Genomic DNA, 11,419 nt, shown 5'->3' with positions numbered 1-11,419 from the left:
ACGAATGAATGATTCATAATGTTGAGAACTGGATTACGGTTTGACGCTATTTTCATTCGAAAATTACGTCCCAGATAACACTTCGGGAACATTCCCCCAAAACTAAATTCGCAGACAACTACACTATGGCTAACAGGAAACGAGATATGGTTATGCACAGGTTTGCTGCTTTATTGCTGGTGTTTCTGCTCAGCGGCTGTAGCGCACTGCAGGGTACACCGCAACCCGCTCCCCCGGTTGCCGATCATCCGCAGGAGATTCGTCGTAATCAGACGGAAGGATTACAGCGAATGGGCACCGTCTCCGCGCTCGTTCGCGGTTCGCCGGATGATGCAGAAGACGCAATAAAGGCACAAGCCGTCGCTGCCAAAGCAGATTATTACGTCATTATTATGATCGACGAAACCATCATAACGGGACAGTGGTATTCACAAGCCATTTTGTACCGGAAATAATGGTTTACCTTTGAACGACTTTTACACTGCTTTGCGTCCATAGACATTTTCCTGTCCACAATAAACTCCATGCCAGCGACAAGGAATGGGAGTTTATTCGCGAAGGATTGCCCGGCGGATACCGGAAAAATGTGAAATGGAGCTGACGATGAAACGAACTCTTGCTTTGACCTCTCTGTTGCTCTCTGCAGGCCTGGTGAGCACCACCGCGCAGTCAGCAGAATTCGCCAGTGCGGATTGCGTAACAGGTCTGAATGAAATAGGCCAGATCTCCGTCAATAACATTCCGGGGAGCCCGCAAGACGTTGAACGTATCGTGGCATTAAAGGCCGATGAACAGGGCGCGTCATGGTATCGCATCATCCAGATGCAGGAAGATAACCATATCGACCAGTGGCGGGTACAGGCCATTCTCTACGTATAAATCCTTCCTGATAAAAGCCACTTATTTTTAGTGGCTTTTCGTTTTTGCAAATTTTTTATCTAATTTAAAACCACTCCAAAACAATAATATAACATTTTGTTACATTAATTCAGTAAACGTAATCTCCGCTCTGCCGTTGAAGAACCATACCTTTTCAATGATGAGCAATTTATGATCAATGTTTTCCGCCGTGCGGGCCTTGGAACAAAGCTGTCGCTGCTGACGGGCGTCAGTGTCGCCACGCTGTTTCTGCTTTTCACTTTCCTGCTCAGCCAAAAAGCCAGCCAGCAGCTTGAAGCCCTCGCGGTAGAAGATCTGCATAATCAGTCCACCGGTATGGTCGACATGGTGCAGATGTTTAATACCAGCCTGAGCGAAGAAGTCGAAAGCTACACCAGACTGTTTACGACATTTCTGCCTCAGCCGTTTAGCGTCGATACTCAGCAGACCCGGACCATAAACGGGCTCGCCGTTCCCCTGCTGAAAGGGGGCGACGCTGAACTCCATGAAAATACAACGTTTTCTGATGATTTTCTGAGCCGTACGGGAGCGATCTCAACGCTGTTTGTTCGCAGTGGTAACGACTTCATTCGCGTTGCCACCTCCCTGCGCAAAGAGAATGGCGATCGCGCTATGGGGACGGTTCTGGACACGAGCAGCCCGGCGTTTGCCTCCGTCACGAAAGGCGAGGTGTACCGCGGCCTGGCGCTCCTGTTTGGCAAGCGCTACATAACCCAGTACCAGCCCGTGAAGAACAGTGAAGGTCAGGTTATCGGGATCATCTTCGTTGGGGTGGATATCACTCACTCCTGGAATGTCATGCGCGAGAAAATCCTCAACCGCCGCCTGGGCGAGAGCGGGCACTTCTTCGTGCTGGACCGCAGCAACGGCAAAACGCGCGGTCAGTATCTGTTCCACGCCAGCGAAGAGGGAAAACAGCCGAAGTGGGATAGCGCCACCCAACAGCAGCTGTTGAGCGATTCCTCAGGCTCGCTGGAACGCGTAAGCGACGACGGTCGCACGCTGAAAATGGCCTATACGCCGCTGCCCGGCTGGAACTGGACCATCGTCGGTGAAGTGGATAAATCAGTCCTGCTCTCAAGCGTTAACGCTATGCGCGACCGTTTCCTGCTGGCCGGCGTAGCGTTGTCTGTCCTCTTCGCGGGCCTGTTTGTGGTGCTTATTCGCCGGATGCTGACCCGTCCGCTGCGTAACGTGATTGACCTTGCCCGCCAGTATGCCGCGGGCGATCTACGCTCCAGCCTGCCCGTGACCCGACAGGATGAGGTTGGCCAGCTGGTTGAAGCCATTAACGGTATCGGTGATGGGCTACAAAAAATTGTCCTGCAGGTCCGCGAGGCCGCGGGCGAGATCCATCTGGGCACCAATGCGCTGGCCTCCGATACCGGAGACATCTCCGAGCAGATCAACAAGCAGGCCAGCAGCGTTGAAGAGACCTCTGCCAGCATGGAGCAACTGGCCGCGACCGTGCAGCAAAATGCCGCCAACATGGAGCAAACGCAGCAGCTGGTAGGTGAAACCTCGCGCGCGGTTCATCAGGGTGGTGAAACGGTGACCCATGCGGTTGCCACCATGGACGACATTCGCGAAGCGTCAAAACGTATCGAAGACATCACCCGCGTGATCGAGTCCATCGCGTTCCAGACTAATATTCTGGCGCTGAATGCGGCGGTAGAAGCGGCACGCGCAGGCGAGCATGGAAAAGGTTTTGCCGTGGTCGCGCAGGAAGTTCGCGCCCTGGCAGGTCGAAGCGCCAACGCGGTGAAGGAGATTGAACATCTGATTGGCGATACCCTGCGAAAAGTGGGCGAAGGCCACGCGCTGTCTGAACAGACGCGTCTGGCGATGGATTCCATCATCGTTCATATCGACAACATCAGCCAGCTGGTCACGGAGATTAACCACGCGTCACGCGAGCAGTCCGCGGGAATCGGCCAGGTCAATCTTGCCATGACCCACATTGGCGAAGCGTCGCATATCAATGCCGATCGCATCTCACGCAGCGAGCAAACCGCACGCACGCTGCGCGAGAAAGGGTCACACCTTACCCAACTGGTCAGCCTGTTCCAGCTTAAACGCTAGCCAACCCTGCCCGTGGCGCGCAGCAGCAGATCGCTTTGCACCTGCTCATTCATGAGCGTACCGCCACGGGTATCCAGCATCATGCGGCACCACGCCTGCGCCACGGGCGGCGATGCGTGCCGCAGCATCTGGCTGCCGGCCCCCAGCAAAAAGAGCTGCTGAGCGATCTCCCTCCCCTGCGCCTCCTGCGGTTTACGCAGCTTTTGCTGAAGCTGCCGCCAGCTGCGGTCAAAGTGTCTGTCCTGCCCTTTGACCTGGGCAAACTCGTCGGCAAGCAGGTCGTGGATACCTGGCTGCTTCGCCAGCACGCGCAGCACGTCCAAGCACATGATATTGCCCGATCCTTCCCAGATGCTGTTCACCGGCATCTCGCGATACAGGCGTGGAAGTTCATTCTCCTCGCAGTACCCGACCCCGCCGAGTGCCTCCATCGCCTCCGCCACGAACGGAATGCCCGCTTTGCACACGCTGAATTTTGCGGCCGGGGTAAAAAGCCGCGCCCAGGCGGCCTCCTGCGGGTCGGTGCGGTTATCCCACGCCCGGGCCAGACGGAACAACAGCGCCGTATGCCCCTCCAGCACCAGCGCCATACGGCTTAGCACTTCACGCATTAGCGGCTGATCGATAAGATTTTTGCCGAAGGTCTGACGCTGATGGGCGTGGTACAGCGCCACGGAAAGCGCCCGGCGCATTAGCCCGTGGCTGCCCAGCGCGCAGTCGAAGCGCGTCAGCCCGCCCATCTTCAGGATTTGCCGCACGCCTTCTCCCTCTTCACCCAGCAGCCAGCCGGAGGCATCGAGGAACTCCGCCTCGCTGCTGGCGTTCGAGCGGTTGCCGAGCTTGTCTTTCAGACGTTCCAGCCGGACGGCGTTGCGCTGTCCGTCGGGTAAGAAACGCGGGACAAAGAAGCAGGACAAACCGCCTTTCGCCTGCGCCAGCACCAGATGCGCATCGCTCTGCGGCACGGAGAAAAACCACTTGTGGCCCACCAGACGGTAGCTGCCGTCGCTGCATTTTTCCGCTCTGGTGGTGTTGCTGAGCACGTCCGAGCCGCCCTGCTTTTCCGTCATTCCCATGCCGATCAGCAGGCCGCGCTTTTGCCCACCCGGCGCGAGATGGGGATCGTAACGGTCGCTCATCAGCGGCGTTAACCATTCATGAAACGGTTTGGGCAGCGACTGCTGCAACAGCGGCGTGGCGGCGAAGGTCATGGTCACCGGGCATAACGTCCCCGCTTCTACCTGAGCATGGAGCACGAAGCGCGCGGCCCTGGCGACGAAAGACCCTTTTCGTGCCTCTTCCTCCCATGCCAGATTATGTACCCGGTTAGCGCAGAGCCCCTGCATCAGCAGGTGCCATGCCGGATGAAAGCGGACATCATCCAGCCGCTCTCCCGTGGGGTCGTAGCGTAATAGCTCCGGCGGATTCACGTTCGCCAGCCTGCCCAGCTCAAGCGACTCCGCCGTGCCTAACTGCTGTCCGATGCTGGCAAGAAGATCCATATCCCACTCGGCACCCTCGCGCGCAACCGCGTCGCGCAGGGCGCAGTCAGAGAGGAAAAGGTTGCTGTTAGAGAGTGGGGCTGGTTGATTAAAAACGGTATGGGTCTGCCAGTGCATGCTGTCTCCCTCCTTCAGTGGCAATGAAGGTAAGTATGGACAGACCGTATGAACGCTGCATGGGAGTGAGGTCACACGATGGCGATCCCGCTGATATCATTCGTGAAATAGCTCACAGAACATAAGAATAAACTATTTCATTACTCCGCTTATGTTGAATAATTTATTCTTAACCCGTCTTTGTGAGGATCGTTATGCAACAGGATGCGCACAAGCGAGCATTAATTGCAGGCTCCATTGGTAACTTTATCGAGTGGTATGAGTTTGCGGTCTACGGTTTTCTGGCGACCGTGATTGCGAAGAACTTCTTCCAGCTTGAGGGAGAGGCGGGACTGACCAGTCTGATCCTCACCTGGGCCTCGTTTGCCATTGCCTTCTTCTTCCGTCCGCTGGGTGCGGTGGTATTTGGCCGCATTGGTGACAGGATAGGCCGAAAACCGACGCTGATTATTGTGCTGGTGCTAATGACGCTCGCCACCACGGCCATCGGCATCGTGCCCGTCTACGCCAGCATCGGCATTGCTGCGCCGCTGATCGTTACGCTGCTGCGCATCCTACAGGGCCTGTTCGCGGGCGGCGAGTACGGCGGTGCGGTCTCACTGATGACGGAATTCGCCCCGCGCGGCAAGCGCGGTCTGTACGGCGCGTGGCAGTCCTTTACCGTGGCGCTTGGGCTGCTAGCAGGCGCAGGTATTGTCGCGCTGCTCTCTGCCCTCCTCACGCCTGAAGCCCTGCACGACTGGGGCTGGCGCATTCCATTCTTCCTTGCCCTGCCGATGGGCGCGGTCGCGCTGTGGCTGCGGGTGAGCATGGAAGAGACGCCGAGCTTTGTGCAGCAGAAGGAAAAAGCGGTCATTGCTCAGGCCAGTACTTCCGCCACGCTCAAAACCATCCTGATGGGCATTGGCCGCGTGATGGTCTGGTCCGCGGCGGGGTATACCTACCTCGTGATCATGCCGACCTATCTGCAGTCTGCGCTGCACACCGGGTTTAATCAGGCGCTGCTGATAGCGGTGATTTCTAACATTGGGTTTGCGCTCACCATCATTCCGTCGGGAATGCTGAGCGACAGGATCGGGCGGCGAACGGTGATGATTATCGCCACCGTGCTCCTGCTGATCCTCGCCCTGCCGCTGCTGAAAATTTTGCAGGCGGAATCCAGTACGATGGCGGTCAAAGCGATTGTGGTGCTGATTGCGGGCGGTCTGGTGGGCATGCTGGCAGGGCCGGGGCCGGCGATGCTGTCTGAGATGTTCCCGACGCGCGTGCGCTATACGGGACTGGGGCTGGCCTATTCGTTATCGAACGCGATTTTTTCGGGCTGTGCGGGGTTAATCATTACCGGGCTGATTAAGCAGACGGGCAACCTGGACATTCCGGCCTATTACGTGATGGCAACGGCGGTGGTGAGTATTTTCGCGCTGATGACGCTCAGGAAGGATGACCATTTACGGTCGTTAGAGGAGTGAGATTGTCACCGTCTGGTGCCCTCACCCCGGCCCTCTCCCACGGGGAGAGGGAGAAAACACTAAAGGCCGTCCTTTGGACGGCCTTGCTGTTTATTCTCCGCGCTGGCGCACCGCTTCAAACAGGCAGATACCCGTTGCAACGGAAACGTTCAGAGACGACACGCTGCCCGCCATCGGGATGCTGATCAGCTCGTCACAGTGCTCGCGCGTCAGACGACGCATGCCTTCACCTTCCGCCCCCATCACCAGCGCCAGACGGCCGGTCATTTTGCTCTGATACAGAGTATGATCCGCTTCGCCCGCGGTACCGACGATCCAGATATTCTCTTCCTGCAGCAGACGCATGGTGCGCGCCAGGTTAGTCACGCGGATTAGCGGAACGTTTTCCGCCGCGCCGCAGGCCACTTTCTTGGCCGTCGCGTTCAGTTGGGCAGAGCGATCTTTCGGCACGATCACCGCATGCACGCCCGCCGCATCCGCGCTACGCAGACACGCGCCGAGGTTGTGCGGATCGGTTACGCCATCGAGGATCAGGAAGAACGGATTCTCCAGCTCAGCAATCAGATCCGGCAGATCGTTTTCCTGATACTGACGGCCCGGCTTCACGCGGGCAATGATCCCCTGGTGCACCGCGCCTTCGCTTTTCTCATCCAGGAACTGGCGGTTCGCCAGCTGGATCACCACGCCCTGCGCTTCCAGCGCGTGGATCAGCGGCATCAGACGTTTGTCTTCACGACCTTTCAGAATAAACACTTCCTGAAAACGCTCCGGTGCGCGCTCGAGAAGGGCCTGCACCGCGTGGATGCCGTAAATCATTTCACTCATTGATGGTTCTCGTAATAAATATTTCCCCTCTCCCGGTTGGGGAGAGGGTCAGGGTAAGGGGAGAATTATTCCGCCTGCTTTTTCTTGGCTGCGCGCTTCGCTTTTGTCGCGGCAGCGATTTTCTGCGTCTTCGCGGAAGGCTTTTTCGCTGAGCGAGCCTCTTTCTTCGCCGCCTTTGGCTTCTGTTTCTTCTCGCCGCGGAACGCGCTGTCCGGCTCGAAGTTCACCTTTTTGCCCGCCTGGCGACGTTTACCGCTCGCTTTGCCGTTTCCGCCTTTTTTCGCCCTTTCACGCTCGGTTTTACCGACGTTACGCGGCGCGCGCTCGCTGGAGATCAGGCTGAAGTCGATTTTACGGTCATCCATATTCACGGCTTCGACCTTCACTTCCACGCGATCGCCCAGACGGTAGGTCTGGCCGCCTGATTCGCCAATCAGACGCTGCCCGACCTGGTCGAAGCGGTAGTAGTCGTTATCCAGGCTGGAGACGTGCACCAGACCGTCGATAAACAGCTCATCCAGACGAACGAAGAAACCAAAGCCGGTCACGCTGGCAATCACGCCCTTAAAGACGTTGCCCACCTGATCCAGCATAAAGTCACACTTCAGCCAGTCCGCCACGTCGCGCGTCGCTTCATCCGCACGGCGCTCGGTCATGGAACAGTGCTGACCCAGTTGCAGCACTTCGTCCATGGAGTAGTGATAGCCGCCGGTTTCGGTCGCGTTGCCTTTGTGGCCCTGCTCCTGCGCCAGCAGATACTTGATCGCGCGGTGCAGAGAGAGGTCAGGATAACGACGGATCGGCGAGGTAAAGTGCGCGTAAGACTGCAGCGCCAGGCCGAAGTGCCCCCGGTTTTCCGGATCGTAAATCGCCTGCTTCATGGAGCGCAGCAGCATCGTCTGCAGCATTTCCGCGTCAGGACGGTCGCTAATGGATTCCAGCAGTTCGGCGTAATCGCGCGGCTCAGGCTTGTTACCGCCCGGCAGCTCCAGGCCGAGCTCAGCCAGCACGGAGCGGAACGACGTAATGGCTTCCGTGGTCGGCTTATCGTGAATACGGAACAGCGCAGGCTCTTTGGCTTTCTCAACGAAGCGTGCCGCCGAGATATTCGCCAGAATCATACACTCTTCGATCAGCTTGTGCGCATCGTTACGCTGGGTCTGTTCGATACGCTCAATGCGGCGCTCGGCGTTGAAGATAAACTTCGCTTCTTCGCTCTCAAAGGAGATCCCGCCGCGCTCTTCGCGCGCCTGCTCCAGCGTTTTGTAGAGGTTATGCAGCTCTTCAATGTGTTTAACCAGCGGCGCGTACTGCTCGCGAAGGTCCTGGTCGCCCTGCAGCATATGCCAGACCTTGGTATAGGTCAGACGCGCGTGCGAGCTCATTACCGCTTCGTAGAATTTGTAGCCCGTTAAGCGCCCTTTGGTGGAGATGGTCATCTCACATACCATACAGAGACGGTCAACCTGCGGGTTCAGGGAGCACAGGCCGTTGGAGAGCACTTCCGGCAGCATCGGTACCACCTGCGACGGGAAGTAGACCGACGTACCACGGCTGCGCGCTTCGTTATCCAGCGGCGTGTGCGGACGAACGTAATAGCTTACGTCAGCGATAGCCACCCACAGACGCCAGCCGCCGCCGCGTTTTTTCTCGCAGTACACGGCATCATCGAAGTCGCGGGCGTCTTCACCATCAATGGTGACCAGCGGCAGACTGCGGAGATCCACACGGCCCGCTTTGGACTCTTCCGGTACTTCTTCGCGCAGGTTTTCGATCTGCTCTTCGACCGCTTTCGGCCAGACGTACGGAATTTCATGGGTACGCAGCGCCATATCGACGGCCATGCCGGTGCCCATGTTATCGCCCAGCACTTCGACGATTTTACCCACCGCTTTGGTGCGACGGGTCGGACGCTGGGTGAGTTCAACCACCACCACAAAGCCCATACGCGCGCCCATCACCTCTTCAGGTGGGATCAGAATATCGAAGCTCAGACGGCTGTCGTCCGGCACCACGAAGCCTACGCCCGCATCGGTAAAATAGCGGCCCACAATCTGGCTGGTTTTTGGCACCAGCACGCGAACCACGCGTGCTTCGCGGCGGCCTTTACGGTCTGCACCCAGCGGCTGCGCCAGGATCTGGTCGCCGTGGATGCACATTTTCATCTGTTCGGATGAGAGGTAAAGGTCGTCCTTACGGCCTTCCACGCGCAGGAAGCCAAAGCCATCGCGGTGACCAATGACGGTCCCTTTCAGCAGATCGAGGCGTTCCGGCAGCGCGTAGCACTGGCGGCGGGTAAAGACCAGTTGCCCGTCACGCTCCATCGCGCGCAGGCGGCGGCGAAGGGCTTCAATTTGCTCTTCACCTTCAATATTTAATTCAACGGCAAGTTCTTCACGATTGGCGGGTTTTTCGCGTTTTGTTAAGTGTTCAATGATGAACTCGCGGCTGGGGATAGGATTCGCGTATTTTTCGGCTTCGCGTTCCTGGAAAGGATCTTGTGACATGTCGGTTCCTCCGTTGTCAGCTCCGGTGGAAATTTTCTTCATTCCACCAGCAATAATTTATAAAGCGGTTGATTCTCTTCAACCAAATCGGCCAGCGTGTAGTTATCCAGTTCCTTGAGAAAACTTTGCACGGCCTTAGAAAGCGCCTGTTTCAGGCGGCAAGCGGGCGTAATGTGGCAGAACGCGCTGCTGCAGTTCACCAGAGACAAGGGCTCCAGCTCGCGTACCACATCCCCGATACGAATACTCTGTGCCGGTTTACCAAGACGGATCCCTCCATTCTTCCCGCGGACGGCAGCAACGTATCCGGCACGGCTAAGTTGATTGATTATTTTGACCATATGATTACGGGATACACCGTATACCTCTGTGACTTCAGAGATACTGGTCATCTTCCCTTCGGGTAACGACGCCATGTAAATCAGCGCGCGTAAGCCGTAATCGGTGAAACTTGTTAACTGCACATCAACCTCAGGAAAAAGGGAAAACGCGGTTAAACCGCAGAGATATTCATTAATGATGATAAACCAGCCAGATAGTTAGCGGCTAATTTATTTGACAGACGGGGCGAAAAAGCGGAGATCCAGGAGCGGTCGCCGGTTGGCGCTACGCTTATCCGGCCTACGGGTCTCCCCGCAGGCCAGCAGTCACGAAGATTATGCGTCGAACGGGTCGCGCAGGATCATCGTTTCAGTACGATCCGGGCCGGTAGAAATAATATCGATCGGCACTTCGGTCAGTTCTTCAATGCGCTTGATGTAATCCAGCGCCGCCTGCGGCAGGCCGCTACGCTCTTTCACACCAAAGGTGGTCTCAGACCAGCCCGGCATGGTTTCGTAGATTGGCTCAATACCTTCCCAGTCGTCAGCAGCCAGCGGAGTGGTGGTCACTTCGCGGCCATCTGGCATACGGTAGCCTACGCAGATTTTCACTTCTTTCAGGCCGTCCAGTACGTCCAGCTTGGTCAGGCAGAAGCCAGACAGGGAGTTGATCTGTACTGCGCGACGCACGGCAACCGCATCCAGCCAGCCGGTACGACGACGACGACCGGTGGTCGCGCCAAACTCGTTACCCTGCTTGCACAGGAACTCGCCGGTTTCATCAAACAGTTCGGTCGGGAATGGACCCGCACCTACGCGAGTAGAGTACGCTTTGATGATGCCCAGAACGTAATCCACATAACGTGGACCCAGGCCGGAGCCTGTCGCCACGCCACCCGCGGTGGTGTTAGAAGAAGTAACGTACGGATAGGTACCGTGGTCGATGTCCAGCAGCGTACCCTGCGCACCTTCGAACATGACGAAATCGCCACGCTTGCGCGCCTGGTCCAGCAGATCGGATACATCAACAACCATACCGGTCAGAATGTCTGCAATCGCCATGACGTCATCCAGCACTTTCTGGTAGTCAACAGCGTCAGCTTTGTAGAAGTTCACCAGCTGGAAGTTGTGATATTCCATCACTTCTTTCAGTTTTTCAGCGAAGGTCGCTTTGTCGAAGAGGTCACCGACGCGCAGACCGCGACGTGCAACTTTATCTTCGTAAGCCGGGCCGATACCACGACCGGTGGTGCCGATCGCTTTCGCGCCACGCGCTTTTTCACGCGCCACGTCCAGCGCCACGTGATAGTCCAGGATCAGCGGGCAGGCTTCGGAGAGCAGCAGACGCTCACGAACAGGGATACCACGGTCTTCCAGACCTTTCATCTCTTTCATCAGCGCAGCAGGAGACAGCACAACGCCGTTACCGATGATGCTGGTGACGTTTTCGCGAAGAATGCCTGATGGAATAAGATGGAGGACGGTTTTTTCACCGTTGATTACGAGAGTATGGCCTGCGTTGTGACCGCCCTGGTAGCGTACAACATATTTAGCCCGTTCAGTCAGAAGATCGACAATCTTCCCTTTACCTTCGTCACCCCATTGGGTGCCCAGTACGACGACGTTGTTACCCATTTTTTTCAAAATCACCGTTTGCTTAAAAATGGATTCTACCATCGCTTTTTCAGATATACAGC

At 56.8% G+C, this 11,419-nt stretch carries 9 protein-coding genes; 4 read left to right on the top strand and 5 right to left on the bottom strand.

Translation table 11 applies throughout. The features are described 5' to 3' along the window. The first annotated feature begins 125 nt into the window (after positions 1 to 125). The 3 genes from bsmA (at position 126) to INF77_RS00875 (ending at position 2,982) form a co-directional block, all read left to right on the top strand. Positions 126 to 455, top strand: coding sequence for a biofilm peroxide resistance protein BsmA (gene bsmA / locus INF77_RS00885; RefSeq protein ID WP_028015263.1), 330 nt, complete (start codon positions 126 to 128; stop codon positions 453 to 455). A gap of 136 nt (positions 456 to 591) precedes the next feature. Next, entirely contained in the window at positions 592 to 879 is a 288-nt protein-coding gene (yjfN, locus tag INF77_RS00880) for a DUF1471 family protease activator YjfN (RefSeq protein ID WP_032644956.1), read from the top strand. A 171-nt stretch (positions 880 to 1,050) separates the two neighbouring features. Beyond that, entirely contained in the window at positions 1,051 to 2,982 is a 1,932-nt protein-coding gene (locus INF77_RS00875) for a methyl-accepting chemotaxis protein (RefSeq protein ID WP_193532126.1), read from the top strand. Here the strand turns inward: INF77_RS00875 and INF77_RS00870 are convergent. Continuing rightward, complete coding sequence (locus tag INF77_RS00870; RefSeq protein ID WP_048998725.1) at positions 2,979 to 4,601, bottom strand: isovaleryl-CoA dehydrogenase; 1,623 nt, start codon at positions 4,599 to 4,601, stop codon at positions 2,979 to 2,981. The two genes, INF77_RS00875 and INF77_RS00870, sit on opposite strands and share 4 nt — an antisense overlap. 194 nt (positions 4,602 to 4,795) lie before the next feature. Between INF77_RS00870 and INF77_RS00865 the strand changes: the two genes are divergently transcribed. Then, a complete protein-coding gene (locus INF77_RS00865) occupies positions 4,796 to 6,070 on the top strand; it encodes an MFS transporter (RefSeq protein WP_028015259.1) in 1,275 nt (424 codons plus the stop codon). A gap of 90 nt (positions 6,071 to 6,160) precedes the next feature. On the opposite strand, the gene rlmB is transcribed toward INF77_RS00865, so the two are convergent. The 4 genes from rlmB to INF77_RS00845 all read right to left on the bottom strand — a co-directional run bounded on the left by rlmB (position 6,161) and on the right by INF77_RS00845 (position 11,357). Next, the gene (gene rlmB / locus INF77_RS00860) at positions 6,161 to 6,895 is read right to left on the bottom strand and encodes a 23S rRNA (guanosine(2251)-2'-O)-methyltransferase RlmB (protein ID WP_028015258.1); all 735 of its coding nucleotides are present in this window, start codon (positions 6,893 to 6,895) and stop codon (positions 6,161 to 6,163) included. 65 nt (positions 6,896 to 6,960) lie between these two features. Next, complete coding sequence (gene rnr, locus INF77_RS00855; protein WP_100170965.1) at positions 6,961 to 9,402, bottom strand: ribonuclease R; 2,442 nt, start codon at positions 9,400 to 9,402, stop codon at positions 6,961 to 6,963. Between the two features lie 38 nt (positions 9,403 to 9,440). Then, the gene (gene nsrR, locus INF77_RS00850; protein WP_028015256.1) at positions 9,441 to 9,866 is read right to left on the bottom strand and encodes a nitric oxide-sensing transcriptional repressor NsrR; all 426 of its coding nucleotides are present in this window, start codon (positions 9,864 to 9,866) and stop codon (positions 9,441 to 9,443) included. Between the two features lie 192 nt (positions 9,867 to 10,058). Continuing rightward, entirely contained in the window at positions 10,059 to 11,357 is a 1,299-nt protein-coding gene (locus INF77_RS00845; protein ID WP_006178975.1) for an adenylosuccinate synthase, read from the bottom strand. Positions 11,358 to 11,419: the final 62 nt, after the last annotated feature.

The organism is Enterobacter cloacae complex sp. P1B (genome assembly GCF_014982345.1).
Taxonomy (GTDB): domain Bacteria; phylum Pseudomonadota; class Gammaproteobacteria; order Enterobacterales; family Enterobacteriaceae; genus Enterobacter; species Enterobacter bugandensis.
The sequence above is the reverse complement of the archived record's forward strand: the minus strand, read 5'-3'. Positions and strand labels throughout refer to the sequence as shown.

Excerpts from the sequence above, each read along its gene's own strand:
- bsmA (WP_028015263.1), top strand. The coding sequence starts at position 126 with ATGGCTAACAGGAAACGAGATATGGTTATGCACAGGTTTGCTGCTTTA.
- yjfN (WP_032644956.1), top strand. The coding sequence starts at position 592 with ATGGAGCTGACGATGAAACGAACTCTTGCTTTGACCTCTCTGTTGCTC.
- INF77_RS00875 (WP_193532126.1), top strand. The coding sequence starts at position 1,051 with ATGATCAATGTTTTCCGCCGTGCGGGCCTTGGAACAAAGCTGTCGCTG.
- INF77_RS00870 (WP_048998725.1), bottom strand. The coding sequence starts at position 4,601 with ATGCACTGGCAGACCCATACCGTTTTTAATCAACCAGCCCCACTCTCT.
- INF77_RS00865 (WP_028015259.1), top strand. The coding sequence starts at position 4,796 with ATGCAACAGGATGCGCACAAGCGAGCATTAATTGCAGGCTCCATTGGT.
- rlmB (WP_028015258.1), bottom strand. The coding sequence starts at position 6,895 with ATGAGTGAAATGATTTACGGCATCCACGCGGTGCAGGCCCTTCTCGAG.
- rnr (WP_100170965.1), bottom strand. The coding sequence starts at position 9,402 with ATGTCACAAGATCCTTTCCAGGAACGCGAAGCCGAAAAATACGCGAAT.
- INF77_RS00845 (WP_006178975.1), bottom strand. The coding sequence starts at position 11,357 with ATGGGTAACAACGTCGTCGTACTGGGCACCCAATGGGGTGACGAAGGT.